The sequence below is a fragment of the Nonomuraea composti genome (assembly GCF_012034275.1).
GTDB lineage: Bacteria > Actinomycetota > Actinomycetes > Streptosporangiales > Streptosporangiaceae > Nonomuraea > Nonomuraea composti.
This window is the reverse complement of record NZ_JAATEP010000040.1, coordinates 20,756-35,119: the sequence shown is the minus strand read 5'-3', so window position 1 is coordinate 35,119 and position 14,364 is coordinate 20,756. Positions and strand designations below refer to the sequence as shown.

12 protein-coding genes are annotated in these 14,364 nt (G+C 71.7%); 8 read left to right on the top strand and 4 right to left on the bottom strand.

Translation table 11 applies throughout. From position 1 onward, the window contains the following. Positions 1–645 (bottom strand): MBL fold metallo-hydrolase, encoded by a 645-nt coding sequence (locus HCN51_RS40360; protein WP_240973762.1) that lies wholly within the window; start codon positions 643–645, stop codon positions 1–3. A gap of 44 nt (positions 646–689) precedes the next feature. Between HCN51_RS40360 and HCN51_RS40355 the strand changes: the two genes are divergently transcribed. The 5 genes from HCN51_RS40355 (at position 690) to HCN51_RS40335 (ending at position 4,477) form a co-directional block, all read left to right on the top strand. Further along, positions 690–1,121, top strand: a complete 432-nt coding sequence (locus HCN51_RS40355) for a MarR family winged helix-turn-helix transcriptional regulator (RefSeq protein ID WP_168017329.1) — start codon at positions 690–692, stop codon at positions 1,119–1,121. A gap of 152 nt (positions 1,122–1,273) precedes the next feature. Further along, positions 1,274–1,672: a DUF6841 family protein gene (locus tag HCN51_RS40350; RefSeq protein WP_168017328.1), complete on the top strand. Its 399-nt coding sequence runs from the start codon at positions 1,274–1,276 to the stop codon at positions 1,670–1,672. Between the two features lie 41 nt (positions 1,673–1,713). Beyond that, positions 1,714–1,929 (top strand): GNAT family N-acetyltransferase, encoded by a 216-nt coding sequence (locus HCN51_RS40345; RefSeq protein ID WP_346433969.1) that lies wholly within the window; start codon positions 1,714–1,716, stop codon positions 1,927–1,929. Positions 1,930–2,039: 110 nt separating this feature from the next. After that, the gene (locus tag HCN51_RS40340; protein ID WP_206068455.1) at positions 2,040–3,464 is read left to right on the top strand and encodes a M1 family metallopeptidase; all 1,425 of its coding nucleotides are present in this window, start codon (positions 2,040–2,042) and stop codon (positions 3,462–3,464) included. Between the two features lie 107 nt (positions 3,465–3,571). Further along, positions 3,572–4,477 carry an aminoglycoside phosphotransferase family protein gene (locus HCN51_RS40335; protein ID WP_168017385.1) on the top strand — a complete coding sequence of 302 codons (906 nt, stop codon included), beginning with the start codon at positions 3,572–3,574 and terminating at the stop codon, positions 4,475–4,477. Positions 4,478–4,492: 15 nt separating this feature from the next. Here HCN51_RS40335 and HCN51_RS40330 read toward each other — a convergent pair whose 3' ends face one another. Both HCN51_RS40330 and HCN51_RS40325 read right to left on the bottom strand, forming a co-directional pair. Next, complete coding sequence (locus HCN51_RS40330; RefSeq protein ID WP_168017326.1) at positions 4,493–6,886, bottom strand: SpoIIE family protein phosphatase; 2,394 nt, start codon at positions 6,884–6,886, stop codon at positions 4,493–4,495. Between the two features lie 69 nt (positions 6,887–6,955). Next, on the bottom strand, positions 6,956–11,227 hold the full coding sequence (locus HCN51_RS40325; protein WP_168017325.1) for a HAMP domain-containing protein: 4,272 nt from the start codon (positions 11,225–11,227) through the stop codon (positions 6,956–6,958). A gap of 422 nt (positions 11,228–11,649) precedes the next feature. Here HCN51_RS40325 and HCN51_RS40320 point away from each other — a divergent pair, with 422 nt between their 5' ends. The 3 genes from HCN51_RS40320 to HCN51_RS40305 all read left to right on the top strand — a co-directional run bounded on the left by HCN51_RS40320 (position 11,650) and on the right by HCN51_RS40305 (position 13,624). Next, positions 11,650–11,817 (top strand): hypothetical protein, encoded by a 168-nt coding sequence (locus HCN51_RS40320; RefSeq protein ID WP_168017324.1) that lies wholly within the window; start codon positions 11,650–11,652, stop codon positions 11,815–11,817. 117 nt (positions 11,818–11,934) lie between these two features. After that, on the top strand, positions 11,935–13,194 hold the full coding sequence (locus tag HCN51_RS58435) for a hypothetical protein (RefSeq protein ID WP_206068454.1): 1,260 nt from the start codon (positions 11,935–11,937) through the stop codon (positions 13,192–13,194). Beyond that, complete coding sequence (locus HCN51_RS40305; RefSeq protein WP_168017323.1) at positions 13,184–13,624, top strand: hypothetical protein; 441 nt, start codon at positions 13,184–13,186, stop codon at positions 13,622–13,624. Before HCN51_RS58435 ends, HCN51_RS40305 begins: the two co-directional genes overlap by 11 nt. A gap of 75 nt (positions 13,625–13,699) precedes the next feature. Here HCN51_RS40305 and HCN51_RS62610 read toward each other — a convergent pair whose 3' ends face one another. Next, positions 13,700–14,332, bottom strand: a complete 633-nt coding sequence (locus tag HCN51_RS62610) for a TetR family transcriptional regulator (protein ID WP_168017322.1) — start codon at positions 14,330–14,332, stop codon at positions 13,700–13,702. Positions 14,333–14,364 lie beyond the last annotated feature (32 nt).

Here is a 14,364-nt window from a genome sequence, read left to right as displayed (position 1 = left end):
TCAGCCGATCTCGACGGACGCGCCCGCGTCCAGGCGTTCGTAGGGCGCGCCACCACGGGCCAGGAAGCCGCCGACCATCGCGGTGCCGGTCTCGTTGAGTGCGCCGTCGTGGACGGCGTAGGCCCGTCGCGGGGCCACCGCGCGCACGTAGTCGATGAGCTGCCCGGTCGTGGACCAGGGGCCGTGCACGGGCAGCAGGAGGGTGTCGACGGTGGCGTCCGGGACGGTGAGCGCGTCTCCGGGGTGGAACAGGACGCCGTCGAGGAGGAAGCCGATGTTGCCGACGCGCGGGATGTCGGGGTGGATGAGGGCGTGCCAGGTGCCGTGGACCCGCACCTCGAAGCCCGCGGCGGTGAAGGCCTCGCCCTCGCCGACGGGAGTGACGCGGGCGCCGAGGCCGTCCAGCCGCCCGGCGACGGAGGTGTTGGTCCAGATCCTCAGCGCCGGGTTGGTCTCGGCGGCCCGGCGCAGGGCCTCCTCGGAGAAGTGGTCGAAGTGCTCATGGGTGACCAGGACCGCTTCGGCGCCCTCCAGCGCACTCGGCTCGGTCAGGCCGCCGGGTCGATGACCAGGCGGCGGCCGTCCTTCTCGACGCGGACGCAGGCGTGGCCGAACTTGGTGAGATGCATGGACGCAACCATACAACCAAGTTGTACAACTCGGTTACATAGTCGGGGTAGGATGAGGCCATGGACGACGACACGCTGGCCGAAGACCTGCGGCAGGTGATCGGGCGGCTCGTCCGCGCCGCGCGGGCCGCCGACACCATGCCGCCCGGGGAGGCCGCCATCCTCGGCCACCTCGACCGCGGCGGCCCCCGCACCACGGCCGAGCTCGCCCACCTGCGCGGCGTGACGCACCAGGCCGCCGCCAAGTCCGTGAAGGAGCTCCTCGGCGACGACCTGGTGCGGGCCGAGCCCCATCCCCATGACGGCCGCAAGCTCCTGCTGCACATCACCGACCGCGGCCGCGCCCGCCTCCAGCGGGAGCGTGCGCAGCGCGCCGGCTGGCTCGACGCCGCCATCCGCGACACGCTCAGCCCCGAGGAGCGGCGGCGGCTCCGGGAATGCGTCCCCCTGCTGGCCCGCCTGACCGACCGCATGAACCATTTCCCTCGGTGAACGATACGAGGCCGTTATTGACTTATTGCCGGGAATTCATTTCGGCCCGCTATGATGGTTTGTGAAAGCTTCTCCCGTGCATTTACATTGGCGTTCCCTCGTACGACCGAGGGAGCGCTTTTTTCATGCACCCTCTCTGGAGGAGCTCATTCATGCCCGAAATCATCCCCGACGGCCTGCGTCGATTCTTCGACACGTTCACCCAGGCCGGCGACGGCCCGGACACCGATGCCCTGGCCGGCTGCTTCGCCGAGGCGTTCCTGGCCGGCGACGCCGCCGGAGCCAGGCCCGTCCCCCGCTCCGCGTTCCTCGCGGCCCTGCCCAAGAGGTCGGGCATGTTCGCCGAGGCCGGCCTCCGTCCCGCCGCCCTCGAATCCCTGACCTGCGAGGACCTGGACGACCACTACACGCTCGCCCGCACCACGTGGACGGCGGAGCGGACGGCGGGAGGCCCGCCCGTCCACCTGTCATCGTCGTACCTGCTCCATCGAAACGCCGAAGGCGCGTACCGCATCGTGGTGTATCTCAACCACCAAGGGCTGCCCCTTTGAAAGGCGGAAAAGCCGGATTACGGGCCCGGCGCGAAACTGATGTGCCCATTCTGCAAGCCGAGCTCTACGACGGCGAACTCGCCGGTGAAGCGCTGCCGTCGGGCATCGACCCGCACAACAGGGCCGCGCATCCGGGCATCGCGCTGAAGAACGGCTTCGTGCACGAGGGCACCCTACGTGCCTCGGCCTGGGTGCTGGGCGCCTTCGCCGACGAGGTGATCCTCGGCCGGCTCGCCACCGGAACCGGCGCGGCCTGACGGCCCGCCGTGCCCGGCGGGCGGCGGTCCAGGAGCGAACTTTGGGTCCGGACAGGTCCGGATTTTTCCTTCACTGTCGGGCTATCGACTCACCCTCACGGAGGCTCGCGATGATGCTTGCCCGGATCGCACGCTGGACCGCCGCCCTCGGCCTGGTCGCCGCCATGACCTTCGCGGCCGCCCCGTCCGCCGCCTCGTCCGCCGCCTCATCCTCGGTCTCCACCGCACCCGGGTTCCGGCCGGGCGCGCCCGGCGTCGGTGATCCCTACTTCCCCCTGGAGGGCAACGGCGGGTACGACGCCCAGCACTACACCCTCGACCTCGCCTACGACCCCGCCACCAAGGTCCTCAAGGGAACCGTCCACATGCTGGCCCGCGCCACCCAGGACCTGTCCCGCTTCGACCTGGACTTCCAGCAGCTCACCGTGCGATCGGTCACCGTCAACGGCCGCCCGGCGGCGTACACGCGCGACGGCCAGGAACTGGTCGTCACGCCCCGCTCGGGCCTGCGCATGAACAGCCTGTTCGACGTCGGCGTCACCTACGACGGCATCCCGCAGCCGCTCGGCGGCCCGATCGTGTTCGGCCTGCCGTACGGGTGGATCGCCACCGACGACGGCGTGCTCGTCGCCTGCGAGCCGAACGCGGCCAGCACCTGGTTCCCCTCCAACGACCACCCGAGCGACAAGGCGACCTACTCCATCGTGGTGACCGTGCCGAAGGGGCTCGTCGCCGCGGCCAACGGCGTGCTGGCGGCGCAGGTCACCCGCGGCGACACGACGACCTTCTGGTGGAACGAGCTGCGGCCGATGGCGTCGTACCTGGTCACGACCACGATCGGCAAGTTCGACGTCCAGGTCGGCAAGACGCCGGCCGGCCTGCGCGAATGGGTCGCCACCGACCCGACCGTGCCCGGCACCGAGGTCGTCTTCCAGCAGACCGCCGCGATCACCGACTACTGGAGCGAGCTGTTCGGGCGCTACCCGTTCGAGGAGACCGGCGCGATCGTGGACAACGTCCCCGTCGTCGGCTTCTCGCTGGAGAACCAGACCAAGCCGCTGTACTCCGCCGTCCGCAGCGAGACGACGGTCGCGCACGAGCTGTCCCACCAGTGGTTCGGCGACAGCGTCTCCGTACGGACGTGGCAGCACATCTGGCTCAACGAGGGCTTCGCCACCTTCGCCCAGCGCTACTGGACCGAGCACATCGGCGGCGAGAGCGTCCAGGCGTGGTTCGACCGGCAGTACGCCACGAGGCCGGACGCGTTCTGGACGATCAAGGTGGCCGATCCGCAGCGCGACACCATGTTCGACACCGCCGTCTACAACCGCGGCGGCATGACGCTCCAGGCGCTGCGCGTCAAGATCGGCGACGAGCCGTTCTTCCGGCTGCTGCGGACGTGGGCGGCCGACCACCGCTACGGCCTGGCCGACACCGACCAGTTCGTCACGCTGGCCGAGAAGATCTCCGGCCAGGACCTGACCGGCTTCTTCAACGTCTGGCTCTCCACCCCGAGCAAGCCCGTGACGTGGTGACCCGCGGCCAGGGTGCACGTACGCTGTCCCTATTCGCGATCAAGAAGAGGGTCACCGTGAAGCACCTGCCGCTCAGCCACAACCCGGTCGCCGCCTGGGACGCCGCGATCGCCGCGTTCGCCGCCTCGTACGGCACGAACAGCGCGTCCGCCCGGGCCTGGCTCGCCGAGCTGCCCCGGCTGGCCGCGGGCTTCCTGGACCGCTGGGACCTGCGGCCGGACGGCCCCGCGCGGCACGGCATGGCCTCGCTCGTGCTGCCCGTGACCCGCGCCGACGGCACGCCGGCGGTGCTGAAGCTCCAGCAGCCGAGCGAGGACAACGCCGGCGCCGCGCTCGGCCTGCGGACGTGGAACGGCGACGGCATCGTCCGCCTGCTCGACCACGACCCCGGCACCGGCGCCATGCTGCTGGAACGCCTGGACGCGGCCCGCCCGCTGTCGTCGGTGGCCGACGACGACACCGCCATGCGGATCCTCGCCGAGCTGATGGCGCGCCTCGTCGCGGTGCCCGCCCCGCCCGGCCTGCGGCACCTGGCCGACGTCGCCGCCGCCATGCTGGAGCAGGCCCCGCGCGCCGTGCCGGCGTTGCGCGACCCGGCGGAGCAGGAGCTGGTTCGCACCTGCGCGTCCGCCGTCGCCGAGCTGATCGGCGAGCCCGGCGACCGCCTGCTGCACTGGGACCTGCACGACGGCAACGTCCTGGCCGGTGAGCGGGAGCCGTGGCTGGCCATCGACCCCGAGCCGCTGGCCGGCGACCCCGGGTTCGACCTGTGGCCGGCGCTGGACAGCCGGTGGGAGGAGGCGGTGGTGGCGAGCGGCGAGGTGACCCGTACGGTGCTGCGCCGCTTCGACCTGCTCACCGAGGCGCTCGGCCTGGACCGGCGGCGGGCGACCGGATGGACGCTGGGCCGCATCCTGCAGAACGCGTTGTGGGACGTCGAGGACGGCAAGACCGCGCTGGAGCCCGCCCAGGTCGCCCTCGGCACGACGCTGCTGCGCCACCGGGGAAGGTGACCTGGGGCCGGCCGGTCAGTGGAGCTGGATGCCGACGAGGCAGGTGTCGTCGTCGGTGTCGGACCTGCTGTGGGTCAGCAGGTGGTCCAGCCGGTGCCCGAGGCCCGTGCTCGGGTGCGTGGCGGTGCGCAGGAGCTGCTGCTGCGCCTGGTGCAGGGGCAGGTCGCGGCGCTCGATCAGGCCGTCCGTGTACATGAGCAGCACGTCGTTGGAGGCGAGCTGGACCTGGCTCTCCTCGTACGTCATGTCCGACAGCGCGCCGAGCAGCACGCCGCCGATCATGTCCAGCTCGGCCGCCTGGCCGTCCCTGATCAGGATGGGCGGCAGGTGCCCGGCCCTGGCCCAGCTCAGCACGTGCGTGTCCGGGTCGTACAGGCCGCAGATGGCCGTGGCCGTGACGTTCTCGGTCAGGTGGTGGGCGACCATGTTGAGCCAGGCGAGGAGCTGGCCGGGGCCCGCGCCGGTGGCGGCCAGGCCGCGCAGCGCGTTGCGCAGCACGACCATGCCGGTGGCCGCCTCGATGCCGTGGCCGGCCACGTCGCCCACCGCCAGCAGGATCTTCTTGGACGGCAGGATGACGGCGTCGTACCAGTCGCCGCCGACCAGGTGCTCCTTCTCCGCCGGCCGGTAGCGCACGGCGACGTCGAGGCCGAACGCCTCCACCGGCTGCTGGCTGGCCGGCATGATGGCCCGCTGGAGCTGCAGCGCCAGCCGGTTGCGCTCGGCCGCCTGCTGCTCGGTGTGGGCGAGCTGGTCGCGGGTGGCCGCGAGCGCCATCTCCGTCCAGTGCTGGGAGGAGATGTCCTGGTACGCGCCCCGGATGGCCAGCAGATGCCCGTCGTCGCTCAGCGCCGGCTCGGCCACCACCCTGATGTGGCGGGCGATGCCGTCGCGCCGCTGCAGCCGGAACGCGGCCGAGGCGGGCTGGCGGTGGTGCAGGACCGTGCGCAGGAACCGCCCGATGGCCACCGCGTCGTCGGGGTGGGCGTGCTCGGTCAGCAGCTCCAGGGGGATGGGCGGCTCGCCCGGGTTCATCCCGTACAGGGAGTAGAGCTGGCTGTTCCAGGTGATCTCGCCGGTGAGCGCGTTCTCCTCGAAGCCGCCGATGCGGCCCAGGCGCTGGGCGTGCTGGAGCAGGCTGGCCAGGCGGGTGGCCTCGTCCTGCAGCCGCCAGATCATCAGCACGTCCTCGCCGTGGCGGGTGATGCTCACGTGCGCGACGCTGGCCAGCGGCACCTGGTCGACCAGCGCGGTCAGCGTCACATGGTCGGACTGGAACGGCTCGCCGGTGGCGTGCACCCGCTCGATCTTCGAGAACAGGCCGTCGTCCTGGGCGGCCAGCGGGTACGCCTCCAGCAGCAGCGCCCCGGTCACCAGCGCGGTCGGCCGCCCGGCCGGGTCGGCGAAGCGCCGGTTGGTGTGCCGGATCCGGAAGTCGGTGAGCCGCCCGTCGGCGTCCAGGCAGGGCTGCAGCACCATCGCGGCGTCGGGCAGCACGTCGGCCAGGTCGGTCAGCTCCGACGGCGGGGCCGCGGCGGGCGGGCCGGCGGGCCGCTCCAGCGTGTGCGCGCACAGCTCGGCCAGCGCCTCGATCTGCTTGACGATCTGGGGCGGCGGCGTCTCCAGCGGCTCCGGCCAGCTGATCTCCAGCACGCCCAGCACGCGGCCGCCGGTGCCGGCGGGCACCGACGCGCGGCCCCCGTCGGGGGTGGCGTGCCAGCCGATGGAGGGCAGGCCGACGTCCGACAGCGCGCGCAGCCAGATCGCCTTGCGCTCGGTGAGCGCCTGCCGGGCGGGGGTGGCCACGCCGGGCGGCACGTAACGCCAGCGGGCGGCCTCGGCCTCGTTGAAGCCGGCGTACCCGGCCAGCGCGAGCGAGGCGTCGTGGCCGGCCGCCCAGACGGCGACGGCGGTGGCGCCGAGCGGGGTCAGCGCGTGCTGCAGCAGCGACTCGGCGACGGCCTGCGCGTCGCCGGCCTGCAGCATCCCGTTCTCGGCGCTGCGCATGCGCACCGCGACGTCCGCCCCGCCGGAATCGCCGCCGGTCGGGGCGGCCTCCCGGGAGCGGGCCGCGTTCAGGAACTCGCGGGCCGTCTCGCTGATGCGGTCCCTGGCGGCGTGGTTGATGATGTCGGCCGACATCTCGATGGGGGAGACGCCCGCCTGCTCGGCCAGCGTCGCGATCTGCCGCGCCGCCTCGGTCAGGCCGCAGCCGAGCCGTTCGATCAGGATGCCCTTGGCCACCTCGATCAGCGCCCGGCCCTCGGCCGCGTGCTGCGCCTCGCGCACCGCCTCGCGCAGCCGTTCGATGGTGGCCGCCAGGCGGCCGACGTTCGTGGCCGCGTCCGGGAGCTCCGCGGGACCGCCCGCGCCGGGGTCCGGCGCGGGCGGGTGCTGGAGGTCGTGCACGTGCTCTCCTTGCCTGGTGACGAGGCTTGGGTGACGGGGCCTGGTGACGGTACGGGGCCGGAACGCGGGCTACGCCGCCAGCCAGTGCCGGATGCGCTCGATCAGATGATCGGCGTCCACCGGTTTGGTGACGTAGTCGCTGGCCCCCGAGGCCAGGCTCTTCTCCTGGTCGCCCGGCATCGCCTTGGCGGTCACGGCGATGATGGGCAGCGCGGCGTACTGCGGCATGGCCCGGATCGCGGACGTGGCGGCGTAGCCGTCCATCTCCGGCATCATGACGTCCATCAGCACGAGGTCGATCTCGGGGTGCTCCAGGAGGGCGTCGATGCTCTCCCTGCCGTTCTCGGCGTGCAGGACCCGGATGCCGTGCACCTCCAGCATGCTGGTCAGCGCGAACAGGTTGCGGGTGTCGTCGTCCACGACCAGGATCGTGCGGCCGCTGAGCGCGCCGTCCACCTCGCTCTCGGCGGGCGCCGGCACGGACGCGTCCGAGCGCATCAGCGGCAGCACGTCACCGACCTGCTCGGCCGTCAGGTGCAGCGCGATGCGCTCGCGCAGCTCGTCGAGGCTCGACAGCAGCTCCAGCGGCTGGTTGGCCAGGTGCGCCTCGCGCTGCGTGCCGGCCTGCCAGTTGCTGTAGGCCAGCACGGGCACCCCGGCCAGCGCCGGGTCACCGTTCATCGCCTCCAGGAGCTGGTAGGCCGCCTGCTGCGGCATCTCCAGGTCGAGCACGATGCAGTGGCAGGGCTCGGCCGCCAGCGTGGCCGCGGCCTCCTGCGCGCCGGCGGCGGTGACCAGCTCGATCTCGCCGACGCGGGTGCGCGGCAGCTCGTGCACCACGCTCTCGGCGACCAGCGAGAGCAGCCCGCGGGCGCGCTGCTCGATCACCAGCAGGCGGCGCTGCTGCGGCGGGGCGGACGTCGCGGCCGAGCGCGGCTCCTCGGGCCTCGCCTCGCCCTGACCCGCGGCTGCCGCGTCCGGGCCGGCCGCGGTGTCCTTGACGGCCGGGTCCTGGAAGTCGGGGCGCGCGATCGGCAGGTAGAGCGTGAACGTGCTGCCCTCGCCCGGCGTGCTCTGCGCCGTGATGGCGCCGCCGAGCAGGTAGGCGATCTCGCGGCTGATCGACAGGCCGAGCCCGGTGCCGCCGTACTTGCGGCTGGTGGTGCCGTCGGCCTGCTGGAACGCCCCGAAGATCACTTCGAGCTGCTGCTCGGCGATGCCGATGCCGGTGTCGATCACGCGCAGGGCGAGCGCGCCGCCGTGGGGGCGTACCGAAGGAGGCAGCTCCGACTGGGCGGCCGGCTCGATGCGCAGCTCCACGCTGCCGGTCTCGGTGAACTTGACCGCGTTCGAGAGCAGGTTGCGCAGCACCTGCCGCAGCCGCGAGTCGTCGGTGAGCAGCTCGGACGGGACGCCGGGCAGGGTCGTGACCCGGAAGTCGAGGCTCTTCTGGCTGGTCATGGGCCGGAAGGTGGCTTCGACGTAGTCGAGCAGCTGGCGGACCTGCACCCATTCGGGGTTGATGTCCATCTTGCCGGCCTCGACCTTCGACAGGTCGAGGATGTCGTTGATGAGCTGCAGCAGGTCCGAGCCGGCCGAGTGGATGATCCCGGCGTACTCCACCTGCTTCGGGGTGAGGTTGCGCGTGTGGTTCTGGGCCAGGAGCTGGGCCAGGATGAGCAGCGAGTTGAGCGGCGTGCGCAGCTCATGGCTCATGTTCGCCAGGAACTCGCTCTTGTACTTGCTGGCCAGCGAGAGCTGGTGGGCACGGTCCTCCAGCTCCTGCCTGGCCTGCTCGATCTCCAGGTTCTTGGTTTCGATGTCCTGGTTCTGGCGGGCCAGCAGCGTCGCCTTCTCCTCCAGCTCCGCGTTCGAGCGCTGCAGCTCCTCCTGCTGGTTCTGCAGCTCCTCCGAGCGCGCCTGCAGCTCGACCGCCAGCCGCTGCGACTCCTTCAGCAGCTCGTCGGTGCGCGCGTTGGCGACGATCGTGTTCAGGTTGACGCCGACGGTCTCCATGAGCTGGTCGAGGAACGTCCGATGGACCGGCGTGAACGGCTGCACCGAGGCCAGCTCGATCACGCCCAGCACCTGCTCCTCGACCACGATCGGCAGCACGATGAGCGAGGCCGGCAGGCTCTCACCCAGGCCCGAGGACACCTTCACGTACCCGGCGGGCACCTCGTCCACGGCGATGGTCCTGCGGGTGCTCGCGGCCTGCCCGACCAGCGCCTGCCCGAGGCGGAACCGGTCGGGACGGTCGGTCTCCACGGGGTAGCCGTAGGCGCTGATCAGCTTCAGCTCGCTCTCCTCGGCCAGGAAGAACGCGCCGTACTGGGCCGAGACCAGCGGCGCCAGCTCGTTCATCACCAGCTCCGCCACCGTCGCCAGGTCGCGGTGCCCCTGCATCAGGCTGGACATGCGGGCCAGGTTGGACTTCAGCCAGTCCTGCTGCTCGTTGGCCGTCGTGGTCTCGCGCAGCGACTTGACCATCGAGTTGATGTTGTCCTTGAGGTCGGCCAGCTCGCCCTCGGCGTCCACCGTGATCGACCGGGTCAGGTCGCCGGAGGTGACCGCGCTGGTCACCTCGGCGATCGCGCGGACCTGGCGGGTGAGGTTGCCGGCCAGCTCGTTGACGTTCTCCGTCAGCCGCTTCCACGTGCCCGACACGCCCTCGACCTCGGCCTGGCCGCCCAGCCTGCCCTCGCTGCCCACCTCGCGGGCCACCCTGGTCACCTCGGCGGCGAACGCCGAAAGCTGGTCCACCATCGTGTTGATCGTCGTCTTCAGCTCCAGGATCTCGCCCCGGGCGTCCACGTCGATCTTCCGGGTCAGGTCGCCGCGCGCCACGGCCGTGGTGACCTGGGCGATGCTGCGCACCTGGTTGGTCAGGTTGTCGGCCATGGAGTTGACGTTGTCGGTGAGGTTCTTCCAGGTGCCGGCCACGTTCGGGACCCGGGCCTGCCCGCCGAGCTGGCCCTCCGTGCCGACCTCGCGAGCGACCCTGGTCACCTCGTCGGCGAACGCGCTCAGCGTGTCGACCATCGTGTTGATCGTCTGCGCCAGGACCGCGACCTCGCCCTTGGCCTCCACCGTGATCTTCTGTGACAGGTCGCCGCGCGCCACCGCCGTGGCCACCTGGGCGATGCTGCGCACCTGGCTCGTCAGGTTGGACGCCATCACGTTGACGTTGTCCGTCAGGTCCTTCCACGTGCCGGACACGCCACGGACCGTCGCCTGCCCGCCCAGGTTGCCCTCGGTGCCGACCTCGCGGGCCACCCTCGTCACCTCGTCGGCGAACGCGGACAGCTGGTCGACCATCGTGTTGATGGTCTCCTTGAGCTCCAGGATCTCGCCCCGGGCGTCCACCCGGATCTTCTGCGACAGGTCGCCGCGCGCGACCGCCGTGGTGACCTCGGCGATGCTGCGCACCTGCGCCGTCAGGTTGTCGGCCATGACGTTCACCGACTCGGTCAGCGCCTTCCACGTGCCGGAGACGCCCTTCACGTCCGCCTGGCCGCCCAGCCGCCCGTCGGTGCCCACCTCGCGGGCCACGCGGGTCACCTCGTCGGCGAACGAGGAGAGCTGGTCGACCATCGTGTTCAGGGTGTTCTTCAGCTCCAGGATCTCGCCCCGCGCCGACACCGTGATCTTCTGCGACAGGTCGCCGCGCGCCACCGCCGTGGCCACCTGGGAGATGTTGCGGACCTGGTCGGTCAGGTTGCCCGCCATGAAGTTCACCGAGTCGGTCAGGTCGCGCCAGGTGCCGGCCACGCCCTTCACGTTGGCCTGCCCGCCGAGCTGCCCCTCCGTGCCCACCTCGCGGGCCACGCGGGTCACCTCGTCGGCGAACGAGGAGAGCTGGTCGACCATCGTGTTGACGGTGTTCTTCAGCTCCAGGATCTCGCCCCGGGCGTCCACCGTGATCTTCTGCGACAGGTCGCCGCGCGCCACCGCCGTGGTGACCTGAGCGATGCTGCGCACCTGGTCGGTCAGGTTGCCGGCCATGGCGTTCACCGAGTCGGTGAGGTCCTTCCACGTCCCCGACACGCCCGGCACGTCGGCCTGCCCGCCCAGCCGCCCGTCGGTGCCGACCTCGCGGGCCACCCGCGTCACCTCGGAGGTGAACAGCGCGAGCTGGTCCACCATGCCGTTGAACACCGACGCGATCTCGCCGAGCAGCCCGTCGGCGTCTTGGGGCAGCCGATGGCGGAAGTCGCCGTCCCTGACGGCCGTCAGGCCCGCCAGGAGCTGCCGCAGCTCCTGCTCGCCGACCTCCGTTGGGGTGGTGGAGCGCTTCCCTGGGGTGGTGGAACGCGAGCCCTTCACCGACGTGTCACTCATGTCCCGCCTTCTCGTCCTGCCGGTCCGACTGAACGGCGACCTTGCGCGTCCGTCGCGCCGGCGACACTCTCCGCCGACTCGTACGTGCCTTCGTCACCGTTTTGTGAGGGTACTAGATCTTTGAAGTGCCTCCCTGCCTGCCACAACCTGGCGGGGCGTCCTGAGAGACGGGCGGGCCGCGCGGGCAGCCGGTGGAACGTGATGGAACGCGGCGGCACGCCCTTCCGGGTGACATGGCAACGATGTCTCTCCGGAGGACCTTGTGCGTATCGCCCGTCTCTCCCCCTCACCGTCCTGCTGCTCCCGGCGGCGCTGATCCCGTCCGCGACCGCCGGGGCCGCGGCGCGATCGGCGGTCGCGGGGGAGCGCGCCGTCTACGTGACCAACAGCGAATCCCCAGCATCTCCAGGTTCGTCGTCGACGTGTCCACGGGGCGGCCGGTGCTGACCAGCGGCAGCGAGCCCGCCTACGGCTCGGCCGCCGTCCTGCCCGACCAGGGCCCCCGCGCCGCCTACGCCCCCGCGAGCGCCGCCGGTTCCGGGCCGCGTGTAACTTTCAGCGGCCGCGCGCGGCGGCGTACAGGTCGCTGACGAATCTTCTGACGGGGTCTTGACGGAGGGCGCGGCGGCCCCAACACTCTCCCCACCACAAGTGTGTGACATAGCACTTAGCGGGCCAGAGGTGTTAACGCTAACAAGGAGGCTCCAGTGAGACGATCCACGTCCGTGATCCTGGCCGGGCTCGTGGCGGCGGGCACGTTCCTCATCCCCGCCGCGCCCGCGTCTGCCGCCCCGGTCAACCTCGCCCCCTCGGCGAGCCCGTCCGCGTCCTCCACCTCGCCGTGGGAGAGCGTCGCGGCGATCAACGACGGCATCGACCCGCCGAGCTCGAACGACACCGTCAACCGCCGCTGGGGCACCTGGCCCGACACCGGCGAGCAGTGGGCGCTGCTGACCTGGTCGCAGGCGCAGACGCTCACCTCGGCCCAGGTCTACTTCTTCGACGACAACGGCGGCGTGCGCGTCCCGGCCTCGTGGAAGCTGCAGCGCTGGACCGGCAGCGCGTACGCCGACATCCCCGGCACGTACGCGACCGCGACCGACACCTACAACACCGTCACCTTCGCCCCCGTCTCCACCACCCGGCTGCGCGTGCTGATGCAGAGCGGCCAGGGCTCGGTGGGCCTGCTGGAGGTCAAGGCCATCGGCGAGGGCGCCCCGCAGACCGGCGGCTGGAACCCGCCGAGCAACCTCGTCACCCCGCTGAACGAGGTGTGGCAGCACGTCGAGAGCACCTACCCCAACCTGTACGGGTTCCGCAACTACGGCTGGGACCAGGTCATGGCCAACCGGGGCTCGATCAGCTACTGCGTCCGCTGGGACTCCGGCGCCACCGTGACGGCGGCCCAGCGCGACCAGATCCACGCCCAGCTCGCCCGCCAGTTCAAGAAGTGGATGGACGTCATGGCAGGGCACAACGGCTGGCCGTACAGCACCGTGCCGGTCAAGGTCGTCGGCTGGGCCGTGCGCGACCGCGCGCAGCTGCAGTGGAGCGACAACTCCGTGGACGTCTACGTCAACGACATCCGCGAGAACGCGCCCCAGTGCGCCGAGCCGTGCGGCCGCTTCTTCAACCAGAGCGGCAACTACCCGAACTGCCCGGGCGGCGCATCGCACCACTACGACATGTCGCTCTGGCTGACCAGCGGGTTCGGCGGCGGCGCCGGCGGCGACTGGGGGCAGCGGATCGGCAGCGAGTACTTCATGTCGAACCTCAACGCCGACAACGTGCACATCCTGCTGCACGAGATGGGCCATTCGTTCGGCCTGGACGACTTCTACGACTGGACGCCCACCGGCGTGGGCGGCTTCCTGATGAAGGCGGGCAGCGCGACCCGGATCACGGAGTTCGACGCGTGGATGTTCCGCGACTGGTGGCGCCATCTGAGGAGCCGCTATGGCGTGTAGGGTCGCGGCGCTCCTCTGCCCGGTCCTGGCCCTGCTCGCGGCACCCGTGCAGGCCGCGAAGACGGTCTGCATGCCCGCGCCGACGTCGCCGCCACCGCCTACGTCGGCCTCCCGCGCCGCCGTCCACGGCAACAGCACGGTCGGCGGCAACGCCCGCATCGAGGACCTGGCCTGGGTCAACAGCGCCGCCACCGTGACCGGCGACGCCGTGGTCAGGAGCAACGCCCTGGCGCAGGGCGGGGTCAATCTGGGCGGGAGCGTCGTGATCGGCGGGGACGCCGAGCCGGCGACGGCCTGCTCGTCGGGGACGTACCTGATGTTCTACCCCGACCGGCGCCGCGACGGTGGCGGCGGTGAGGCGGACGCCACCCCGCCGCACCCGATCTTCACCGACGCCGACCTCGCCTGCGGGGGCGGCAACCCGGGCTGACCGGACGTCCGCACGGCCGGGGTGAGGCGCCGGGCGGCCGGGACACGATCCCGGCCGCCCGGCACGCCCGCGTCTCTAGGGAGAGTCGAGGCCGACCAGCCCGGCGACGAGGGCGACCTGGTCGGCGTAGTGGCGCACGAACTCCGGGTCGCGCGGGTCGGCGCCGCAGACGCCGGCGACGACGTGCGGCAGGCTGACGGTGGCCATCGCGGCGGCCATGAGCATGACCGTCAGGCAGGCCGGGTCCACCTCGGCGGGCAGGTCGCCCGCTTCCTGCCGCGCGCGCAGCCGCTCGGCGAACCCGCTCAGCCGATCCGAGCGGCGCTCCTGGTCGGGGTCGTCGCCGGGCCCGTCGTACTCCAGGCCGCCCCAGGCGAGCAGGCGGACGCCGTTCGGGTTGTGCAGCGCCTCCAGCGCGTAGCGGCGGATCTGCTCCGTCATGGGCAGGTCCTGGGGGACGAGGTCGTTCTCGCGCTCCTGCCAGCGCTCCGCGATGGCCCGGTACAGGCCCTCCTTGCCGTCGAAGTAGTACCAGATCAGCTGCTGGTTGACCCCGGCCTGGGCGGCGATCGCGCCGGTGCGGGCGCCGGCGAAGCCGTGGGCCGCGAACTCGGCCTCCGCCGCGTCGAGGATGAGCTTGCGGGTGCGCTCCGGGTCGCGCTGGCGCTCCTGCGGCTTGGGGGAGCGGCGCGGTTTCGACGTCGACACAGCCCGATCATAGCCGTACTAGGCAATCTCAA